The 19,907-nt window shown below is 32.0% G+C and carries 19 protein-coding genes; 13 read left to right on the top strand and 6 right to left on the bottom strand.

The window, feature by feature from the left end:
* Window positions 1-118: 118 nt before the first annotated feature.
* Window positions 119-316: a hypothetical protein gene (locus tag Q0739_RS14415; RefSeq protein ID WP_298239440.1), complete on the top strand. Its 198-nt coding sequence runs from the start codon at window positions 119-121 to the stop codon at window positions 314-316.
* A 2-nt stretch (window positions 317-318) separates the two neighbouring features.
* Here Q0739_RS14415 and Q0739_RS14410 read toward each other — a convergent pair whose 3' ends face one another.
* On the bottom strand, window positions 319-786 hold the full coding sequence (locus Q0739_RS14410; RefSeq protein WP_298239439.1) for a CBS domain-containing protein: 468 nt from the start codon (window positions 784-786) through the stop codon (window positions 319-321).
* Window positions 787-908: 122 nt separating this feature from the next.
* Here Q0739_RS14410 and Q0739_RS14405 point away from each other — a divergent pair, with 122 nt between their 5' ends.
* Together Q0739_RS14405 and Q0739_RS14400 are read left to right on the top strand one after the other, a co-directional pair.
* The gene (locus Q0739_RS14405) at window positions 909-3,191 is read left to right on the top strand and encodes a M28 family peptidase (RefSeq protein ID WP_298239438.1); all 2,283 of its coding nucleotides are present in this window, start codon (window positions 909-911) and stop codon (window positions 3,189-3,191) included.
* A 74-nt stretch (window positions 3,192-3,265) separates the two neighbouring features.
* Window positions 3,266-3,979, top strand: a complete 714-nt coding sequence (locus tag Q0739_RS14400; protein ID WP_298239437.1) for a hypothetical protein — start codon at window positions 3,266-3,268, stop codon at window positions 3,977-3,979.
* A 33-nt stretch (window positions 3,980-4,012) separates the two neighbouring features.
* Here the strand turns inward: Q0739_RS14400 and Q0739_RS14395 are convergent, their stop codons facing one another.
* Window positions 4,013-4,531 (bottom strand): hypothetical protein, encoded by a 519-nt coding sequence (locus tag Q0739_RS14395; protein ID WP_298239436.1) that lies wholly within the window; start codon window positions 4,529-4,531, stop codon window positions 4,013-4,015.
* 227 nt (window positions 4,532-4,758) lie between these two features.
* Here Q0739_RS14395 and Q0739_RS14390 point away from each other — a divergent pair, with 227 nt between their 5' ends.
* The 3 genes from Q0739_RS14390 (at window position 4,759) to Q0739_RS14380 (ending at window position 7,469) form a co-directional block, all read left to right on the top strand.
* Complete coding sequence (locus Q0739_RS14390; protein ID WP_298239435.1) at window positions 4,759-5,349, top strand: HupE/UreJ family protein; 591 nt, start codon at window positions 4,759-4,761, stop codon at window positions 5,347-5,349.
* 99 nt (window positions 5,350-5,448) lie between these two features.
* Complete coding sequence (locus tag Q0739_RS14385) at window positions 5,449-5,880, top strand: dCMP deaminase family protein (RefSeq protein ID WP_298239434.1); 432 nt, start codon at window positions 5,449-5,451, stop codon at window positions 5,878-5,880.
* The gene (locus Q0739_RS14380; RefSeq protein ID WP_298239433.1) at window positions 5,880-7,469 is read left to right on the top strand and encodes a S41 family peptidase; all 1,590 of its coding nucleotides are present in this window, start codon (window positions 5,880-5,882) and stop codon (window positions 7,467-7,469) included. Before Q0739_RS14385 ends, Q0739_RS14380 begins: the two co-directional genes overlap by 1 nt.
* A 5-nt stretch (window positions 7,470-7,474) precedes the next feature.
* Here the strand turns inward: Q0739_RS14380 and Q0739_RS14375 are convergent, their stop codons facing one another.
* From Q0739_RS14375 to Q0739_RS14365, 3 genes are read right to left on the bottom strand one after another with little or no spacing between them, the layout of a single operon-like run.
* Window positions 7,475-8,083: an FAD-dependent oxidoreductase gene (locus Q0739_RS14375; protein ID WP_298239432.1), complete on the bottom strand. Its 609-nt coding sequence runs from the start codon at window positions 8,081-8,083 to the stop codon at window positions 7,475-7,477.
* Window positions 8,084-8,087: 4 nt separating this feature from the next.
* Window positions 8,088-8,291: a hypothetical protein gene (locus tag Q0739_RS14370; RefSeq protein ID WP_298239431.1), complete on the bottom strand. Its 204-nt coding sequence runs from the start codon at window positions 8,289-8,291 to the stop codon at window positions 8,088-8,090.
* Between the two features lie 9 nt (window positions 8,292-8,300).
* Window positions 8,301-8,882 carry a MarC family protein gene (locus tag Q0739_RS14365; RefSeq protein ID WP_298239430.1) on the bottom strand — a complete coding sequence of 194 codons (582 nt, stop codon included), beginning with the start codon at window positions 8,880-8,882 and terminating at the stop codon, window positions 8,301-8,303.
* A gap of 104 nt (window positions 8,883-8,986) precedes the next feature.
* Here Q0739_RS14365 and Q0739_RS14360 point away from each other — a divergent pair, with 104 nt between their 5' ends.
* From Q0739_RS14360 to Q0739_RS14345, 4 genes are all read left to right on the top strand, one after another.
* Window positions 8,987-9,556, top strand: coding sequence for a DUF3109 family protein (locus Q0739_RS14360; RefSeq protein WP_298239429.1), 570 nt, complete (start codon window positions 8,987-8,989; stop codon window positions 9,554-9,556).
* 280 nt (window positions 9,557-9,836) lie between these two features.
* Window positions 9,837-10,820: a ribonucleotide-diphosphate reductase subunit beta gene (locus tag Q0739_RS14355; RefSeq protein ID WP_298239428.1), complete on the top strand. Its 984-nt coding sequence runs from the start codon at window positions 9,837-9,839 to the stop codon at window positions 10,818-10,820.
* 321 nt (window positions 10,821-11,141) lie between these two features.
* On the top strand, window positions 11,142-13,631 hold the full coding sequence (locus Q0739_RS14350) for a ribonucleoside-diphosphate reductase subunit alpha (RefSeq protein WP_298239427.1): 2,490 nt from the start codon (window positions 11,142-11,144) through the stop codon (window positions 13,629-13,631).
* Between the two features lie 398 nt (window positions 13,632-14,029).
* Window positions 14,030-14,722 carry a hypothetical protein gene (locus tag Q0739_RS14345; RefSeq protein WP_298239426.1) on the top strand — a complete coding sequence of 231 codons (693 nt, stop codon included), beginning with the start codon at window positions 14,030-14,032 and terminating at the stop codon, window positions 14,720-14,722.
* A gap of 316 nt (window positions 14,723-15,038) precedes the next feature.
* Here Q0739_RS14345 and fbp read toward each other — a convergent pair whose 3' ends face one another.
* Complete coding sequence (gene fbp / locus Q0739_RS14340; RefSeq protein WP_298239425.1) at window positions 15,039-16,046, bottom strand: class 1 fructose-bisphosphatase; 1,008 nt, start codon at window positions 16,044-16,046, stop codon at window positions 15,039-15,041.
* Window positions 16,047-16,170: 124 nt separating this feature from the next.
* On the opposite strand from fbp, the gene Q0739_RS14335 reads away from it, so the two are divergent.
* From Q0739_RS14335 to Q0739_RS14325, 3 genes are all read left to right on the top strand, one after another.
* A complete protein-coding gene (locus Q0739_RS14335; protein WP_298239424.1) occupies window positions 16,171-16,656 on the top strand; it encodes a GNAT family N-acetyltransferase in 486 nt (161 codons plus the stop codon).
* 62 nt (window positions 16,657-16,718) lie between these two features.
* Window positions 16,719-17,969, top strand: coding sequence for an aspartate kinase (locus Q0739_RS14330; RefSeq protein WP_298239423.1), 1,251 nt, complete (start codon window positions 16,719-16,721; stop codon window positions 17,967-17,969).
* A 22-nt stretch (window positions 17,970-17,991) separates the two neighbouring features.
* Complete coding sequence (locus Q0739_RS14325) at window positions 17,992-19,821, top strand: lysophospholipid acyltransferase family protein (RefSeq protein ID WP_298239422.1); 1,830 nt, start codon at window positions 17,992-17,994, stop codon at window positions 19,819-19,821.
* Window positions 19,822-19,907: the final 86 nt, after the last annotated feature.

Genomic DNA, 19,907 nt, shown 5'->3' with positions numbered 1-19,907 from the left:
AACTCAGCTCGTTTTTGTAAAACTTTGCTGAGTTTTTTTATTCTATTTTTATAAATCAACTTACTTCTGAAAGTGCCATAATAAGTCAAGTAAATCTTATCTTTTTGGTTTTAAAAAAATGTTTAGATGTAACGAAGGGCTAATAGAATTAAATGAAGAAATAGCCATTAAAGGAATTGCTAAATGGAAAACACTAAAAGAACCCATTGAAGGCTATTCATATTCAAGAATATTAACACTTAATGGCACCTCAGAAAAACGTCTTTTAATTACAGATACTCAAGAAGCATTAAAACCTGTTGAAAGAAAGTTGTAAATCTATTTCCAGGTCTGTCCTTTTAATTTCATTGCTGCTTTAAGCACGTCTTTTTGGCTTATTTGCCCCACTAACTTACCATTTTCAACTATTGGAAATCGTCTGCGTTTGGCTTCTATAAATTTACTAGCAGCATCAAATATATTCATGTTGCCATCAATGGTTTCAACATTGGTAGCCATGTGTTTTTCTATAGTTTTGTCTTGCATTGGCATGTTATAATAACGGCTTTCACTAATTTGTTTTATACAATCGCCTTCAGAAATAATACCTACCAATTCATTTTTTTCATTTACAACAGGCCCACCAGAAATTCTGTTTTTAATAAGCTTTTGCATAACACTTTCAATAGTTTGATCTGGTGTAAAAGTTATTAAAGTTCTAGTCATGTAGTCGCTCACCTTTAGTAGCGTATCATCAGCCGTATTAGATTGTTGCCTTCTTGCACCTTGAAAACTTTTTATACCCATAATTGTAAAATTTAGTAATCTTAAATATACTTCTTTTTTTTTAGATTTCCTAAGCAGAAAATACAACTTGCGGTAATATCTCGAATTTATGTACATTTATAAGCATGAAACATTTTTAGAACATGATTAAAAAAACTATGGCTTTATTCTTAATGCTTGTTGCTGTTTACTACAGTTTCTCTGCATTAATTCCAAATGAAATAAGCACGATTGATACTCCCGAAAATAAATTCTCTACACACAGAGCACTTATTCATTTAAAAGAAATTTCTAAGGAAGCGCACTATTTGGGAAGTGAAGCACATACTAAAGTTCGAGATTATATTATAACCGAACTAAAAACTCTTGGTCTTGAATCTCAAATTCAAGAGGGTTATGCATTTGATGACAACGGAAACTTAGCCAAAGCAAAAAACATACTGGCACGAATAAAGGGAACAGAACAAGGAAAAGCACTCCTCTTACTAACTCATTATGATAGTGATCCGCATTCATCATTTGGAGCAAGTGATGCTGGTTCTGGCGTTGTAACAATACTCGAAGGTTTACGTGCCTTTTTAAGCACAAACAAAGCACCAAAAAATGATATTATTATATTGTTTTCAGACGGTGAAGAATTAGGTCTTACGGGTGCCAATATTTTTGTAAATAAACATCCTTGGTCAAAAAATGTTGGATTGGTTGTTAATTTTGAAGCTCGCGGCAGTGGTGGCTCTGGCATTATGTTTATTGAAACTAATCAAGGAAACGCCAATTTAATAAAAGAGTATGTAAAAGCTAATCCACAGTTTCCTGTAGGTAATTCCCTGTTTTATAGTATTTACAAAACGTTTCCTAACGATACGGATTCGACAGTATTTAGAGAAGATGGTGATATTGACGGATTTAATTTTGCTTTTATTGATGACCATTTCGATTATCATACCGCTTTGGATAATTACCAGCGTTTAGACAGAAATTCTCTAGAGCATCAAGGCAATTATTTAATGTCATTACTCAATTATTTTAGCGAAACAAACCTTAGCACTTTAAAAAGTGACCAAGACAATGTGTATTTTAACATCCCCTTATTCAAAACAATAATATACCCGTTTTCTTGGATATACCCAATGGCTATTTTGGCTCTTCTTATTTATATAGCACTTATATTTTATGGTTTCAAAAAGAAAATACTTGTTGGTAAAGAAATAAGTAAGGGTTTCATTGCTCTTGTAACCTCACTAATAATTTTTAGTGTCATTGGATTTTTACTTTGGAAAGGAATAAACCTAACCTATCCTCATTATAGTGAAATTTTACAAGGCTTCCCCTATAATGGACACGACTACATCGCAGCATTTGTATGTTTAGCAATCGCCGTATCCTTATTCGTTTATCACAAAGCATTTAAACCAGATAATGTCGCAAACCTTTTAATTGCTCCTTTAGGGTTATGGCTAATTGTGTGTATTGGAGTAGCTGTAAAATTAGAAGGTGCAAGCTTTTTTGTAATTCCACTTATGTTTGGATTACTAAGCTTGTTTGTTTTAATACGTCAAACAAAACCTAATATTATTCTATTAGCGTTATTCGCAGTTCCTTGCTTAACTATATTTTCACCATTCTTACAGTTATTCCCCGTAGGTTTAGGCTTAAAAATTATAGTAGGCTCTTCTGCTCTAGCCATTTTAATGTTTGGGTTACTTATTTCGGTATTTGGATTTTTTAAACATAAAAAACGTTGGTCTTTTCTATTTGTTTTTATGTTTTTATATTTTATGATTTCTGCTCATTCATCATCTCATTTTTCAAAAGATAACCCTAAACCAAATAGCCTCCTCTATATTTTAAACACAGACACCAAAAAAGCTAATTGGCTTACTTATGACAGAGTTCTTGATAATTGGACTAAAAATGTATTTGATGAAAATCCACAATTGGCTTCAGCTTTAAACGATAAAATTATTGATAGTAAATATAATTCACTGTTTTCTTATGCTAAAGAAGCACCATTAAAGGAGATAGACGAACCCATTGTCAATATAATAAACGATACTATAACCAATGATGTAAGAAGCATAAAACTTAGTATAATACCTCAACGTTGTGTTAATAGAATTGAGCTATTTTCCGATTCTACAAATGTCTTTACATCATTTAAAGCGAATAGTGTTGAACTAAAAAAAGACTTAAAGTCACAAAATAAAGACAGACTATTAACCTATTTTGTTGCAGACGATGCACCTTTAGAACTGGAATTTAGTGTGCCAAAAAATCAAAAAACAAGTTTCACAATACTAGAAGCTTCTTATGATTTATTGAATAATGATTTATTTAATATTCCAGAACGCGAATCTTATATGATTCCAAAACCTTTTGTTCTTAACGATGCTATTATAGTAAAGAAAATAATAGCAATCGACTAATAAAATATTAGCATACTTTTAAGAGTTTAACTATTAATTTTTTATAGTTTTAGCAAAATTTTAAAATAATAAAGATGAAACGATTTTTGGTGTTGATTTTATTAGTAGTTGGGTCTCAATTAAACGCACAAAGTAACGCAGAATTATTAAAGCACTATGAAGCTTATTATAAGCAAATGAAAACACAAGGTGATATACAGGGCATTATAAACGCCATGACTCATTTAAATGTTTTAGCTCCTTCGCAAGCTAGAAAAGATACTTTAGCCTATATCTATATGAGTGAAGGACAAAACATGCAAGCCTTAAATACCATAGGGATTGATAAAGTCTTAGATGATTCTGATATTGCTGTAGAAGTTAAAGCCATAGCATTAAAAGCTGTAAAACAACCAAAATTATCCGTACAACATTTTGAGGAAATGTTTAAAAGAAATCCGAATGCACTTATTGCTTACGAATTAGCAGAGCTAAACTTACAATTACAAAAATTAGACGAAGCTAATAAACACATTACTTATGGCTTAGCTAATGCAAAGGATGACGAAAAAAAGGCTTTTTATGAAACTCAAACACCTTATCAAGTAAGTCTTAAATCTGCTTTTAAATATTTAAATGCTTTAACTGTTTATAATAAAGATACCAAAGCAAATATTGATGCTGCCATTGATATTTTGGATGCGGCATATAAAGAATCGCCAAACTTTAATTTAATTCAAATTACTAAAAACGAATTATTAAGACAAAAGCAAGTGTTGCAAGCACAAGCAACACAACCAAAAAACTAAAACAGAAAAACTAAATTCTTTTAAAAATAACATTTAAGGCTTTTCAATGTTTTGGCTTTCTAATTCAATGGTTTTATTCATTTGTAGGTCTAGATTAGTAATAGACATCAAAAACTCTTTAATCGTTGATAATAACTCTTTTTTCGAAGTAGTTTCAAGGTTTGCAAAACTTCCTAATTTGTAAAGTTTAGTTTCAACCGTTTTAATTCTTGCAAGTATAGAACTGTTATTTAATTCCTCAGGTATTGTTTTTGTTATGGACTTAAAAAGTTCATCTATTGCTTCTTTATTATCGTTAAAATAGCTAAAATCCCCTTTTTTTATGAGTGAAACTTGCTCCTTTAACTGAATATACTCCAACCAATTTTCGGTTATTTTTTCTGTTTCTTGACTAGGAACAAATTCAATAAATTTTAACTTAGAAATATCACTTTCGGTAATCGCTTCACTTTGTTTTTCCTCAACAATATCTTCGGGATTTTCTTCTTGAATATTCTTACAAGAAAAACAAATAATTAACAGGCATAGGATGCCCAAAAACTTAGCATTCATAGTAGATCTTTTTCACTGGTATATTACAAAGATATAGGAATAGTTTGTTTGTCATAATTTTTCATACGATATTCGATGAGAGTACCATGCAGATTTTTAAAGCTTTATTTCTGGAATTAAAAGGAAGCAATACAAATAGGGTGTTTTTGTTTTCCTAAATAAAATAGCACGCTTCTAAAAATTTCATTAGAAATTGTATATTTATCCACTTCGAAAAAATTAATAATATGCTTGAAAATTTTTGGTTTAATGTAGAATACGGAATCAACCATGTTTTAGATATTAACGCTTACGATCATGTTCTTTTTTTAATAAGCCTTACCGTTCCGTATGTTTTTAAAGACTGGAAACGCGTATTGCTATTAGTATCTATGTTTACTTTAGGCCATACACTATCACTAGTTTTAGCTGCCTATGGTATTGTAAGTGTAAATGCACAATTAGTAGAATTTTTAATACCCATAACCATTTTAATAGTTGCAGTTTTTAATGTTTTTACAGCAGGCAAAGGGGCGCAGAAAGAACGTGTTGGCGTTTTATTTTTTACCACCTTGTTTTTCGGACTCATTCATGGTCTTGGCTTTGCGAGAGAGTTCCGTATGTTTTTAGGAGATTCTGATAATAAATTAGTTTTACTTCTTGAGTTTGCACTAGGTATAGAACTTTCACAAGTTATTATTGTATTTATTGTGCTGTTTTTAGGGTATCTTGGACAGACCATTTTCAGGTTTTCTAAACGCGATTGGGTTATGGTTGTATCTGCAATAGTAATAGGGCTTGTAATACCTATGCTTCTGGGTAGTGACTTCTTAAGTTAAACTTTCATAAAACTTTAACTATCATACGTTGTAATTAAAATACGAAGCCATTATATTCGTTATATAGATTCGCACAAAAAGAATCAGAAAAAAAGATAAATGCCAGAAAAGAAAAAACTTAAATACGATAAAGCATACTTAAGAATTGCTAAGGAATGGGGTAAATTATCTTATTGCAATCGCAAACAAGTAGGTGCCATAATTGTTAAAGATAGAATGATCATTTCTGACGGCTACAACGGAACACCTTCTGGTTTTGAAAACTTTTGTGAAGACGACGATGGCTATACAAAATGGTATGTTTTACACGCCGAAGCTAATGCAATTTTAAAAGTAGCAGCATCCACACAATCTTGTAAAGGAGCTACCTTATACATTACCTTATCACCATGTAAGGAATGTAGTAAATTAATACATCAAGCTGGCATCATACGTATTGTATATAATAAAGCATATAAAGATGATTCTGGATTGCAATTTTTAAAAAGAGCTGGGATAGAATTACAATTAATTGAAGACTTAAAAGCATAATGCCTTACCAAAAAAAATATTTACCATTGCTAATAGGTGTTGCAATAGCAGCAGGCATTTTTGTTGGTGGTAAACTAAATTTTACCGACTCACCAGACCGCTTATTTTCAACAAATAGCAAAAAAGACAAACTCAATAGACTCATTGATTACATAGATTACGATTATGTAGATGAAATCAATACAGATAGTATTGTAGATGTTACTGTTAATGGTATTCTAGAAAACTTAGACCCACATTCGGTTTATATCCCTAAAGAAGATATGGAACGTGTCACCGAAAACATGAAAGGTGATTTTGTTGGTATTGGCGTAAGCTTTTACACGTATAAAGACACCATTGCGGTTATTAGGTCCTTAGAAAATGGACCAAGTGAAAAAGCTGGCATTAAAGGAGGCGACAGAATAATTATGGCTAATGGCGATTCTCTTTTTGGTGATAGCATTAATGATGGAGACATCATAAAAAAATTAAAAGGCCCTATTAATACCAAAGTTGATTTAAAAGTATTTAGAAAAGGGGAGCCAGAATTATTAGATGTTACAGTAAGAAGAGCACGAATCCCAATAAAAAGTGTCGATGCTGCTTATATGCTCACCGAAAAATTAGGCTATATTAAAGTTAATCGATTTGCCGAATCTACATACAAAGAATTCAAAAAAGCCTTAGATAAACTTATAGATCAAGGTGCCAAAGAAATAGCATTAGACCTGCGCGATAACCCAGGAGGTTTTTTAGATATTGCTGAAAGTATGGTAGACGAGTTTTTAGAAGATGATAAGCTTATTTTATTCACCAAAAACAAGCGAGGTAATATTGAAAAAAGTTTCGCTACAAATGAAGGTGATTTTGAAGAAGGCAAAGTCTATGTACTTATGAATGAAAACTCTGCTTCTGCTAGCGAAATTGTTGCTGGAGCACTTCAAGATAACGACAAAGGAACTATTATTGGAAGACGCTCTTACGGTAAAGGTTTGGTACAACGCGAAATGGATCTAGGGGATGGTAGTGCTGTTCGTTTAACAGTTTCAAGATATTATACGCCTACAGGTCGCTCAATTCAAAGGCCTTACAAAAACGGTAATAAAGATTATTATGATGAGTATTTTGAACGCATGGAAAGTGGCGAATTACTTGACCCTGAAAAAATACAAGTTGCAGATTCTTTAAAATTTAAAACCCCAAAAGGCAAAATTGTCTATGGAGGCGGTGGCATCATCCCTGATGTATTTGTACCTATAGATAATAGCATGTACAATGAAACATTAACTTACCTGCAACGCAGCGGATTTATTGGCTATTTCGTTTTTGAAGAATTAGAAAAAGACAGACATCTCTATGATGGGATTTCGAGAGACCATTTTATAAATAACTACGAAATAAGTGACGATTTTGTGATGTCTTTTCAAGATTATTTAAATGTGCGTACCGACTCTAAAATAACCTTCGTTGCTTACTACGACGAGGTAAGACAATACATAAAAGCAACTCTAGCCGATCAACTTTTTGGCAACGGGGCTTTCGAAGAAGTTTTCAATCAACGCGATATTATGATTGATGAAGTTATTAAGTTGAGCGAGGGGAAGTAATAATATCAAACCTCCACCTTATCATGCACCTTAGTCTGTTTCCCGTCATTCCAAAGGGTTAAAATATCTGTGGCAACATGCGCCCCACTTCCAGAAGCCATAGCAAACTGGCTACGCCAACCAGCCAAGGTTCCAGCAACGTATAAATTTTTTTCAATTAAATGATCTGTGTTTTTTAACCAGATGCGGTCTTTTTCTATAGCTGCTCTTGGGTGTGGTTCAACAAATTGTTCCAATCCCTTAATGCGCATTAAATTAGTGTAGCCTACAGCAATCACAACAATTTTAGAAGTATACTTGTTTTTATTAGTTCTTACTTCAAAATAGTTTTCAAACTTATTAATAGCTAAAACCTTTTCCTTTTCTTTTTGCTCAACATGAGGATATAAATTTAATAACTGCTTTTTACCACTTTCCAAAATAGAAGCCCCCGTAGTTTCAGGTTCTAAACCTAGAACATTATTAAATAAAGCATTTTGCAAATGAGATGTTTTTTGGTGAGTAATAATAGCAATCTTTTTATCTTTTACAAAAGATTTTTCATTTGCAGACCCCAATACTAATGCACAGGATAAACCTGCTGCACCACCTCCAACTATTAAAGCATCATACATGTTCTTAACGCTGCTTTTTTACTTTTTCTTCTATCCGCTTAGACACTAATAAAATCCACATCAAAATAATAGCACAAAGCGATGCTAATAATGTAATTAGAGCAACAATACTTTCTCCTTCAAAAGGGGCTTGCATGTCAATTTTAGATACATTAAAAATTCCTAAAACTGTAGCAATAATAATGATAGTAACAGCAAAATATTTCATCTGTAAAAATTAATTAAATAATACTTTTATATTGTTAGCAAATAGCTTCACGGCAATAGCCAATAAAATAACACCAAATACTTTTCGAATAATATTGATTCCGTTTGCTCCTAAAAATCGTTCTATCCTAGAAGACGTTTTTAAAACAATATAAATAAATATAACATTAAGTATAATAGCAACAATAATATTCTCTATGTTAAATTCTGCTCGTAAAGAAAGTAATGTAGTTAAACTTCCTGGACCAGCAATTAAAGGGAAGGCCAGAGGAAAAACAGAAGCTGTCATAGGGTTGGTGTCATCCTGTTTATATAAGGTAATCCCTAAAATCATTTCTAAAGCAATAAAAAACAAAATAAATGCGCCCGCAACCGCAAAAGAATTCACATCAATCCCAATTAGGTTTAAAATACTTTTTCCTAAAAACAAAAAAAGTGCCATAATAATTCCAGCAATAATTGAAGCTTTCTCGCTTTGAATATGTCCTACTTTTTTACGTAAATCAATTACAATAGGAATATTACCAACAATATCAATTACGGCAAACAGTACCATAAAAGCTGTAAATATTTCTTTAAAGTTTAATTGCATGATTATTAGTTTTTAATGCGCTGCAAAGGTCTATATTAATTATTAAATAACAAGGCATAATAAATTGAAAGTTTCTCTATTTTTGCGACTTAAGTCATAATTTTATGTTTCAGTTAGGAAAAACCATTGTTTCAGAAGATGTTATTGAAAAAGACTTTATATGCAACCTTTCTGCATGTAAAGGTGCTTGTTGTGTAGATGGTGATGCTGGTGCACCTTTAGAAAAGGACGAAACCAAAATTCTTGAAAAGATATACCCAAAAGTAAAGCCATTTTTACGTCCAGAAGGCATAAAAGCAATAGAATCTCAAGGAGCTTTTATTACAACCGAAGATGGCGAATTAGAAACACCTTTAATTAATGGCGCAGATTGTGCTTATGTGATTTTTGATGAGAAAAAAGTAGCACTCTGTGGTATTGAAGAAGCTTATAATCAAGGTGAGGTTACTTGGAAAAAACCCGTTTCATGTCATTTATATCCCGTTCGCGTAAAAGATTACAGCGAATTTTCAGCAGTTAATTATCATAAATGGCAAATTTGTGATGATGCTTGCACACTAGGCAAAGAACTTCAAATCCCTATCTATAAATTTGTAAAAGAAGCACTCATTAGAAAATTTGGAGAAGATTGGTATATGGAGCTAGAAAAAATAGCTCAAGCTTCAAATCGCTAAAAATTTATTTTACTTTTCTTTATCAAGCGCCGTATTTTCTTCAATTAACCAAAAGATCAAAACATCAATCTTTATAGGAGTTAAGCGAGTTTTATTAAATTTAATATGCTGATTATCAATTATTTAAAAAAATGAGAATTATTTAACAAATGTTAAGCTTTGTTAAAAACTTGTTGACAATGTTTATAACTATGCCTTTCTTTTTTAAGTTCTATTTTGAATCTTTGTTAACCCGAAATCGAAGTAAATTTTCGTCAAACTTTTATAAAATTCAGAAACAATGTCGCAGACAGCAGTAGAGCCTATTCTCCAAGAAAATAAAGATCGTTTTGTTATTTTTCCTATTCAACATCATGACCTATGGGAATGGTACAAAAAATCTGAGGCAAGTTTTTGGACAGCAGAAGAAATTGATTTACATCAAGATCTTACAGATTGGGCGACTAAATTAAACGACGACGAACGCTATTTCATAAAACACATTTTAGCATTTTTTGCAGCAAGTGATGGTATTGTAAATGAAAATTTAGCAGAGAATTTTGTAAATGAAGTACAATATAGTGAAGCAAAATTCTTCTATGGTTTCCAAATTATGATGGAAAACATCCATAGTGAAACCTACTCCCTTTTAATTGACACTTACGTTAAAGACGAAAAAGAAAAAGATATATTATTTAATGCCATTGAAAACTTTCCTGCTATTAAGAAAAAAGCAGATTGGGCATTAAAATGGATTGAATCTCCAAGTTTTGCAGAACGCTTAATAGCTTTTGCAGCAGTTGAAGGTATTTTCTTCTCAGGAGCATTTTGCTCGATTTTCTGGTTAAAGAAAAGAGGATTAATGCCAGGATTAACATTTTCTAACGAGTTAATCTCAAGAGATGAAGGTGTACATGCAGACTTTGCAGTTCACCTACACAATGAACATTTAGTTAATAAAGTACCCAAAGCACGTATTAGAGAAATTTTAATCGATGCCTTAAATATAGAAAGAGAATTTATCACAGAATCTTTACCAGCTAGTCTAATAGGTATGAATGCCGTTTTAATGGCACAATATTTAGAATTTGTAACAGACAGATTATTATACGAATTAGGTTGTGAAAAGGAATACAACACAGCAAATCCATTCGATTTTATGGATATGATTTCGTTACAAGGGAAAACCAATTTCTTTGAAAAACGTGTTTCTGAGTACCAAAAAGCTGGTGTTCTAAACAAAGAAGAAGAGAAAGATAAATTCAGTTTTGATGCCGATTTTTAATTAAGAAGAACCTTCTCAAGGTTTTCTCTTGAGATTTCTGTTGAATTTGTCATTCCCTCGAAGGTGAGGAATCCAAAAATCCAACAAATTGTTTTTCTCAATTAAAATGACATTTCCATACTAATGGAAAATTAAACAAATTTTATTGACCGTAAACAAAGGCAATCCCTTTACCTGAACACTTTTCAGAGGGCATTGTTTTCTGTTTACAGAATTAACAAAACAACTAAGTTTCAACTAATTAATAATTAGAAAAACTTAGGCTAACTAATTAACCCATTTTCTGAAGGTGTATCAGAAAACTAAAAAAACGTGTAAACAATGTATGTAGTAAAAAGAGACGGAAGAAAAGAGCAAATAATGTTCGACAAAATCACTGCTAGAGTGCGAAAACTGTGTTATGGCTTAAACGAATTAGTAGACCCATTAAAGGTTACTATGCGTGTTATTGAAGGTTTGTATGATGGTGTAACCACAAGCGAACTCGATAATCTTGCAGCAGAAATTGCAGCAACTATGACTACAGCGCATCCAGACTATGCACGTTTAGCAGCAAGAATTTCGGTATCTAACTTACACAAAAACACGAAGAAAACCTTTAGTGAGGTAATGCACGACCTATACACTTATGTAAACCCTAGAACAGGAAAAGATGCCCCTTTACTATCTGATGAAGTATATAAGGTAATTATGGAGAATAAAGACCGTCTTGACTCCACAATTATTTATAACCGTGATTTTGGATATGATTATTTCGGTTTCAAAACTTTAGAACGCTCGTACCTTCTAAAACTAAATGGTGAAATTGCTGAAAGACCTCAACATATGCTCATGAGAGTTTCTGTTGGTATTCATCTAAATGACTTAGATGCTGCAATTGAAACTTACGAGTTGATGTCTAAAAAATATTTTACACACGCTACACCTACATTATTCAACGCTGGTACACCTAAACCACAAATGTCTTCTTGTTTCTTATTAACTATGAAAGAAGATAGTATTGATGGTATTTACGACACCTTAAAACAAACCGCAAAAATATCACAATCTGCTGGGGGTATTGGTTTAGCTATGCATAACATTCGCGCAACTGGCAGTTACATTGCTGGTACTAATGGGACATCTAACGGTATCGTACCAATGTTAAAAGTATTTAATGATACAGCACGTTATGTAGATCAAGGTGGCGGAAAACGTAAAGGGAGTTTCGCAATGTATTTAGAAACTTGGCATGCAGATATTTTTGACTTCCTAGATTTAAAAAAGAATCATGGAAAAGAAGAAATGCGCGCACGCGACTTATTTTATGCTATGTGGATTTCAGATTTATTCATGAAACGTGTTCAAGAAAATGGCGATTGGACTTTAATGTGCCCTAACGAATGTCCTGGGTTACCTGAAACACATAGCGAAGAGTTTGAAGCATTATATTTAAAATATGAAGCCGAAGGTAAGGGTCGTAAAACTATAAAAGCACGTGAGCTTTGGGAGAAAATATTAGAATCTCAAATTGAAACAGGCACACCTTATATGCTTTATAAAGATGCCGCAAACCGCAAGTCTAACCAAAAGAACTTAGGTACTATTCGTTCATCAAATCTATGTACAGAGATTTTAGAGTATACATCTCCAGACGAGGTAGCGGTTTGTAATTTAGCATCCATTGCATTACCAATGTTTGTAAAAAATGGAGAATTCGACCATAAAGAGTTGTTCAAAATAACAAAACGTGTAACTAAAAACTTAAATAGAGTAATTGACAGGAATTACTATCCAGTAATAGAAGCAGAAAACTCAAATATGCGACACAGACCAATTGGTTTAGGTGTTCAAGGGCTAGCAGATACATTCATTCAATTACGTTTACCTTTCACAAGCGATGAAGCTAAAAAGTTAAATCAAGATATTTTTGAAACGCTTTACTATGCTGCTGTTACTGCAAGTATGGAGGAAGCTAAAATAGATGGGCCGTATAAAACCTATAAAGGTTCTCCAATAAGTAATGGAGAATTCCAACATAACCTTTGGGGAATGAAAGATGAAGAATTAAGTGGTCGTTGGGACTGGGCAAAACTACGTAAACAAGTGCTTAAAAACGGTGTGCGTAATTCGTTATTAGTTGCACCTATGCCAACAGCATCTACTTCTCAAATTCTTGGAAACAATGAATGTTTCGAGCCTTATACTTCTAACATTTATACCCGTCGCGTATTATCGGGAGAATTTATTGTTGTAAACAAACATTTATTAGAAGACTTAGTAGAATTAGGTCTTTGGAATGACAGTCTCAAACAAGATATTATGCGTGCTAACGGTTCTGTGCAAAATATTGACACGATTCCTCAAGATATAAAAGAACTTTATAAAACCGTTTGGGAATTAAGCATGAAAGACATTATAGACATGTCTCGACAAAGAGGTTACTTTATAGACCAGTCTCAATCGCTTAACTTATTTATGGAAGGAGCAACCATGTCTAAATTAACATCAATGCATTTTTATGCTTGGAAAAGCGGTTTAAAAACAGGCATGTACTATTTACGAACTAAAAGTGCTGTAGATGCTATTAAATTTACATTAAAAACCACAAAAAAAGAAGATCCTATAGCAGAAGTTGTAGAGGTTAACACAGTGGCTGTAGAGCAAGAGGAATCAAAGAAAAAGAAATTAGCAGCTCAAAATGCAGCTAAGTTCGCAAAGAAAAGTACACCAGAAGTAGATGTAGAACCAATGTCTGCAGAAGAAATGAAAGCGCTTATTGCGCAATCAAAAGAAGGACAAGGTGATGATTGTTTAATGTGCGGGTCTTAAAAAGATTATTTAATTTAAATTAAGTGTTAAAAAAAGTATCTAGCACCTCTGAGAGGTGCTTTTTGCGGATAAAAATTAAAGAAAATACGATAGTATATGTTAAAAACTTGTTGACAATGTATACCGTTAAAACTTTCTTTAATAATGAGTTAAAAGTAAATTTGATTAACTATAAATAATAAGCGAGGTTATAACAAAAAAAGGATACTATTATTAGTAGTATCCTAGAAATTTTTTAAAAATTTTGGATTTCGACGGCCAAATAATTTTTAATTAATAGCAGAAAATGAGATTAACCCAACTCCGTTTGTTTTTCAAAAGTATGAAATAGAATTCTTCTTGACAAGACAAATCGTTCTGCAATTTTAATTTTTTTATTAACAATTTAATTTTAAAAAATGAAGAATAATAGAACATTAAACGATGTAGTTATCTCCATCAATCAACTTGCCGATTTTTCGAAGGCTAGCGAAGCAAAAAAAAGAAGTATAATTAGGCAACAAAAAACGCCAAATAAATTTATGGTGGCATGGTATCAATTACCAAAAGCCAGAATAAAAAAAGCAATATCAAATAATTGCGACTTAGAACCAATTCTTGCTGGGATAGAAGAACTAAAACTTAGAAAGCCCAATAAACGAAGGCAAGTATTGGATAGGGAGGTTTCATTAGAAGCATTAAGGCGATTTGTAAATATTAAACTTCCGAATTTACTCAAAGAAATTCCTCATGAGATAATTAAAAAGGTAGCTTCAAAATCTATTTTTATTAACGGTGTTGAAGTTATTATTTCTCCTGATGTTATTTATAAACTCAGTATAAATGGGAAGATTTATCTAGGTGCAGTAAAAGTTCATATATCAAAAAATAATATTTTTGATAACAGGCAATCTAGATACATTTCCAGTCTTATTTATAAATATCTAAATGAAGTTGTAATTAGTGATGATGAAGAAGTTTTAAAAGAACTTTGTCTTTCTATAGATGTTTTTGGTGAAAAAGTAATACCTGCGCCCAAGAATTTACCCAAAACATTATCCGACATTGATGTTCTATGTGAAGAAGTTAAGTCAATTTGGAATGTAGCATAAAAAAAGAGCTCTTTTTAGAGCTCTTTTAATGTATTTTAAATCTGGAAATCAAACTTCAATCCAGAACCTAATAATATATTAGTTAATTTTCACATTTCAAATATATAAAATCATTAGGCAAAACTTGGAGTTTATTATTGTTTAACCAAAATTTTGTTATTATGAAAACAAAAAAAAGTATTCGTCACAGAAGCGCTAAAACAGGTCGCTATGTTACAGAAAGGTTTGCAAAAAAACACCCTTCGACGACTGTTAAAGAAACTAGGAAGAAGTAAATTCAAGTTTTAAGCATCTCAATTGAGATGCTTTTTTTCTTTTATTTAGAAGCTTCCATAAACTCTTCGGCCTTTTCAACCATATTTCTACTACCACAAACAAAAGGAACTCGTTCATGTAATTCGGTGGGTTGGATATCCATAATTCTTGTAAACCCATCACTTGCTTTTCCATTAGCTTGTTCAGCTAAATATGCCATAGGGTTACACTCGTACAAGAGTCTTAATTTTCCTTTGGGATTCTTAGAACTTTGCGGATACAAATAGATACCTCCTTTAATCATATTTCTATGAAAATCTGAAACTAAAGAACCAATATATCTTGAAGTATAAGGTCTGTTTCCTTCTTCCTCTTGACAGTACTTTATATAGTTTTTTATGCCTTGTGGGAAATGGATATAATTCCCTTCATTTACAGAATAAATAGTGCCATCCTCCGGAAATTGCATATCGGGATGTGATAGATAAAAAGAGCCTATTGCAGGATTTAATGTAAAACCATTCACACCAGCTCCTGTTGTATAAACCAACATGGTAGAAGTTCCATATACTACATAACCTGCTGCAACCTGTTTATTCCCTTGTTGTAAAAAATCTTCAAGTGTTACTGGTGTTCCAACTGGCGTTACCCGTCTATGAATTGAAAAAATAGTTCCAACCGATACGTTAACATCTATATTTGATGATCCATCCAATGGATCTATTAAAACCACATACTTGTTTTGATGGTTTTCATCTTGACTATTAATTGCAATAAAATCATCCTCTTCTTCACTAGCTATACCACAAACAATATTCCTTTTAGTAAGTGTTTGAATAAACTTTTCATTAGCATAAACATCTAATTTTTGTTGGTCTTCTCCTTGAATATTTATGTCTCCTGCTACTCCAATAATGTCTACCAATCCAGCTTTATTAACTTCATGATTTACGACCTTAGCTGCTAATCGAATAGAATTAAGTAAACTAGACAATTCACCTGATGAATATTTAAATGATGATTGATTTTCAATAATAAATTCACCAAGAGTTTGTTTTTTATGAGACATATTTACAGATTAATTTTCTTTGTGCAAATATCTGTAATTTTTGCACAACTACAACGTTTTCGCTAAAGATAAGTACTATAACATAATGAACTTTCAACTATATTTGAAATAATTTAAATAAACTATGAATTTCTTAATAAGACCAGCTAAAAAACATGATATGCTAGAAGTCCTTAAGCTCATTAAGGAACTAGCACTTTTCGAAAAAGAGCCACACGCGGTTGAAGTGACTGTACAAGATTTGCAACAAGACGGTTTTGGCAAAAATCCAAGGTTTCATTGCTTTGTAGCTGAGGTGAATTTAAAAGTAGAAGGGATTGCTTTAATTTATAATCGGTACTCCACATGGAAAGGAAAAGCCATTCATTTAGAAGATTTAATTGTGAGTGAAAAAATGCGAGGCACAGGAATTGGTACTGCCCTTTTAGATGAAGTAATTAAATATGCGCACAATTTAGGTGTAAAACGTGTTAATTGGGAAGTATTAGATTGGAATGAACCTGCCATAGCTTTTTATGAGAAAAAAGGAGCTAATGTTATGCGAGATTGGGATGTAGTTCAATTAAGTGAAGAAGGCATTAAAAATTATATTTCTAATATAAATAGTTAACATACTACTAGGAAATTTAAGTATTATGCACTAATAATAAATTATTTAATAACACAATATAAATGCAAGTATTCAAGTTTGGTGGAGCTTCAGTAAATGATGCAGAAGGTGTTAAAAATTTAGCCTCTGTTTTACAAAAACTAGGCTATACAAATACTTTGGTTGTAGTTTCTGCAATGGGTAAAACCACAAATGCTTTAGAGCTTGTAATAACAAATTATTTTGACCACAAAACAAAACTACAAAGCTCTATACAGGACGTTATTAAATTTCATAATGCCATTTTAATCGATTTATTTGATAATGAAAATCATGTGGTTTTTCAAAAAATTTCTGAATTTTTTAATGAATTAAACTGGTTTTTGAGAACCAATAAATCTCCAGATTATAATTTTGTTTACGATCAAGTAATTGGTTTTGGAGAATTGATATCAACTACAATTATTAGTGAATATCTAAACACCATTGGATTAAAAAACAATTGGATTGATGTAAGAGATTATATTAAAACAGACAGTTATTATAGAAGTGCTAACGTAAACTGGGAAAAGACCCAAAACCAAATAACTACTAACTATAAAAAATCTATTTTAAATATTACCCAAGGGTTTTTAAGTAGCGATGCAAATAACTTTACTACTACCCTAGGAAGAGAGGGTAGCGATTATACAGCTGCGATTTTTGCCTATTGTTTAAACGCCAATAGTGTTACCATTTGGAAAGATGTTCCAGGAGTTTTAAATGCAGATCCACGTTATTTTGAAAACGCAAGACTTTTAAATAAAATCTCTTATAGAGAAGCCATAGAATTAGCATTTTACGGTGCTTCGGTAATTCACCCTAAAACCTTACAACCCTTACAAAGAAAGGAGATTCCTTTATTTGTGAAATCTTTTTTAAATCCCGAAGATTCTGGAACTCGAATTGGCAAAGAAGTTGTCTTAGAGCCCATGATTCCATGTTTTATAGTTAAGAAAAACCAAGTGCTTATTCGGTTGTCTTCATTAGACTTTTCATATATAGTTGAAGAAAATATAAGTGAAATTTTCAATTTATTGCACCTTTATAAAATGAAGGTTGATGTTATTCAAAATTCGGCAATTAGTTTTTCGGTATGTATCGATAATATTTATAATAATCTTGAAAAATTACTACATCACTTAAAAGCTAAATTCAAAGTTACTTGCTACGAAAACGTCTCACTTTATACAATTCGTCATTATAACGAAAAAGCAATTACACAAATAGAAGCAGGCAAAACGGTGTTACTAAAACAATTAACACCCAAAACCGTTCAAGTAGTAACTAAATAGTTTATTTAGTACATTTACACCCATGACCAAACAACAAAACTCTGGCTTAGTAACTGCAAAAGAAGTAGCAAAGGCTATCCAATTGGACAAGTATGGCTTTATAGGTACTTTTCTTGGTTGGATTTTAATGAAGGTCTTGAAAATTTCTACACTAAACAAAGTTTACAATCGAAACAAACATTTAGAAGAATTATCATTTTTAAATGGGATTTTGGACGATTTTCAAATTAAATTCGAAATCCCTGAAGAAGATTTAAAGCGTTTACCTAAAGATGGTGCTTATATAACCGTATCGAATCATCCACTAGGAGGTATAGATGGTATTCTACTTTTAAAATTGATGTTAGAACAGCGCAAAGATTTTAAAATAATTGCTAATTTTTTATTACATCGCATTGAGCCTTTAAAGCCTTACATTATGCCTGTAAATCCATTTGAGGACAGAAAAGATGTAAAATCTAGTATTGCAGGTTTTAAAAATTCTATTCTTCATTTACGAGACGGTCACCCACTAGGTATTTTTCCAGCTGGTGAAGTTTCAACATATCGAGATGGCAAACTAGTAGTAGATAAGCCTTGGGAAGAAGCAGCAATGAAGCTTATTCAAAAAGCAGAAGTCCCTGTTGTGCCAATATATTTTCATGCCAAAAACAGCAAATTATTTTATAAGCTTTCAAAAATTAGTGATACGTTTAGAACTGCAAAGTTACCTTCGGAATTATTAACACAAAAACGACGTGTTATTAGAGTTAGAATTGGCAGACCTATTTCTGTAAACGACCAAAAAGAACACACTTCGCTTGATGAATTTTCTGATTTCTTAAGGCGAAAAACATATATGCTATCTAATGCGTTTGAAGATAAGCCTAAAATATTAGATAACTTATCATCCTCATTAAAAACCGTAAAAACACCTAAGCGTATTGTTACTCCAGTAGATTCGGAGTTAATGGTTAATGAAGTTGATAAACTTAGAAGCCAAAATTTGAGGCTCTTGGCAAGTAAAAATTATGAAGTGTTTTTAGCTCAAGAAGATAAAATTCCAAATATCTTACGTGAAATAGGTAGGTTACGCGAAATAACCTTTAGAGAAGTAGGTGAAGGCACTAATGAAGCTATTGATTTAGATGCTTTTGATGCTTACTACCACCACATGTTTCTTTGGGATAGTGATAGAAAAGTTATTGTTGGTGCCTATAGAATGGGGTTAGGTTCTCAAATATTTGAACGCTATGGTATCGATGGATTCTATCTGCAAGATTTATTTCGATTTGAGCCAGAGTTATACAAAATGATGAGTCAGTCTATTGAAATGGGACGTGCATTCATTATTAAAGAATATCAGCAAAAACCAATGCCTTTATTTTTGCTTTGGAAAGGTATTGTACACATAACTTTGCGTTATCCAGAACACAAATATTTAATTGGTGGTGTAAGTATAAGTAATCAGTTTTCAAACTTCTCAAAATCGTTAATGGTCGAGTTTATGAAATCGCATTACTACGACCCCTATCTTGCACAATACGTACACCCTAAAAAAGAGTTTAAAGTAAAATTAAAAGACGCCGATAAAGATTTTGTATTTGATGAAGCAGAAGCCGATTTAAACAAGTTCGATAAATTTATTGATGAAATAGAACCAGGCGCTTTACGCTTACCAGTACTACTTAAAAAGTATATTAAACAAAATGCGCGTCTAGTAGCTTTTAACGTTGACCCGCTTTTTAACAATTCGGTCGACGGGTTGATGTATATCAAAATTGCCGACTTACCAGAAAGCACCGTACGTCCAGTTATGGAAGAATTTCAAGCCGAATTGGAACGTAAGTTTATGGAGAGTAATGGAGATTAAATTAAGTTGTAACCTGAGTTCGACGTAAGAAAGTCAAATTTTCAGCATAGAAAAGCAGAATATTTAGTATATTAAAGTGTTGAAAT

The sequence above is a fragment of the uncultured Algibacter sp. genome, assembly GCF_947487605.1.
In the GTDB taxonomy this organism is placed as follows: Bacteria; Bacteroidota; Bacteroidia; order Flavobacteriales; family Flavobacteriaceae; genus Algibacter_D.
Note: the sequence above shows the minus strand (reverse complement) of the source record. Positions and strands in the feature narration are given on the sequence as shown.

Coding starts and splice junctions, on each gene's coding strand:
- Q0739_RS14415 (WP_298239440.1), top strand. CDS start 119: ATGTTTAGATGTAACGAAGGGCTAATAGAATTAAATGAAGAAATAGCC.
- Q0739_RS14410 (WP_298239439.1), bottom strand. CDS start 786: ATGGGTATAAAAAGTTTTCAAGGTGCAAGAAGGCAACAATCTAATACG.
- Q0739_RS14405 (WP_298239438.1), top strand. CDS start 909: ATGATTAAAAAAACTATGGCTTTATTCTTAATGCTTGTTGCTGTTTAC.
- Q0739_RS14400 (WP_298239437.1), top strand. CDS start 3,266: ATGAAACGATTTTTGGTGTTGATTTTATTAGTAGTTGGGTCTCAATTA.
- Q0739_RS14395 (WP_298239436.1), bottom strand. CDS start 4,531: ATGAATGCTAAGTTTTTGGGCATCCTATGCCTGTTAATTATTTGTTTT.
- Q0739_RS14390 (WP_298239435.1), top strand. CDS start 4,759: ATGCTTGAAAATTTTTGGTTTAATGTAGAATACGGAATCAACCATGTT.
- Q0739_RS14385 (WP_298239434.1), top strand. CDS start 5,449: ATGCCAGAAAAGAAAAAACTTAAATACGATAAAGCATACTTAAGAATT.
- Q0739_RS14380 (WP_298239433.1), top strand. CDS start 5,880: ATGCCTTACCAAAAAAAATATTTACCATTGCTAATAGGTGTTGCAATA.
- Q0739_RS14375 (WP_298239432.1), bottom strand. CDS start 8,083: ATGTATGATGCTTTAATAGTTGGAGGTGGTGCAGCAGGTTTATCCTGT.
- Q0739_RS14370 (WP_298239431.1), bottom strand. CDS start 8,291: ATGAAATATTTTGCTGTTACTATCATTATTATTGCTACAGTTTTAGGA.
- Q0739_RS14365 (WP_298239430.1), bottom strand. CDS start 8,882: ATGCAATTAAACTTTAAAGAAATATTTACAGCTTTTATGGTACTGTTT.
- Q0739_RS14360 (WP_298239429.1), top strand. CDS start 8,987: ATGTTTCAGTTAGGAAAAACCATTGTTTCAGAAGATGTTATTGAAAAA.
- Q0739_RS14355 (WP_298239428.1), top strand. CDS start 9,837: ATGTCGCAGACAGCAGTAGAGCCTATTCTCCAAGAAAATAAAGATCGT.
- Q0739_RS14350 (WP_298239427.1), top strand. CDS start 11,142: ATGTATGTAGTAAAAAGAGACGGAAGAAAAGAGCAAATAATGTTCGAC.
- Q0739_RS14345 (WP_298239426.1), top strand. CDS start 14,030: ATGAAGAATAATAGAACATTAAACGATGTAGTTATCTCCATCAATCAA.
- fbp (WP_298239425.1), bottom strand. CDS start 16,046: ATGTCTCATAAAAAACAAACTCTTGGTGAATTTATTATTGAAAATCAA.
- Q0739_RS14335 (WP_298239424.1), top strand. CDS start 16,171: ATGAATTTCTTAATAAGACCAGCTAAAAAACATGATATGCTAGAAGTC.
- Q0739_RS14330 (WP_298239423.1), top strand. CDS start 16,719: ATGCAAGTATTCAAGTTTGGTGGAGCTTCAGTAAATGATGCAGAAGGT.
- Q0739_RS14325 (WP_298239422.1), top strand. CDS start 17,992: ATGACCAAACAACAAAACTCTGGCTTAGTAACTGCAAAAGAAGTAGCA.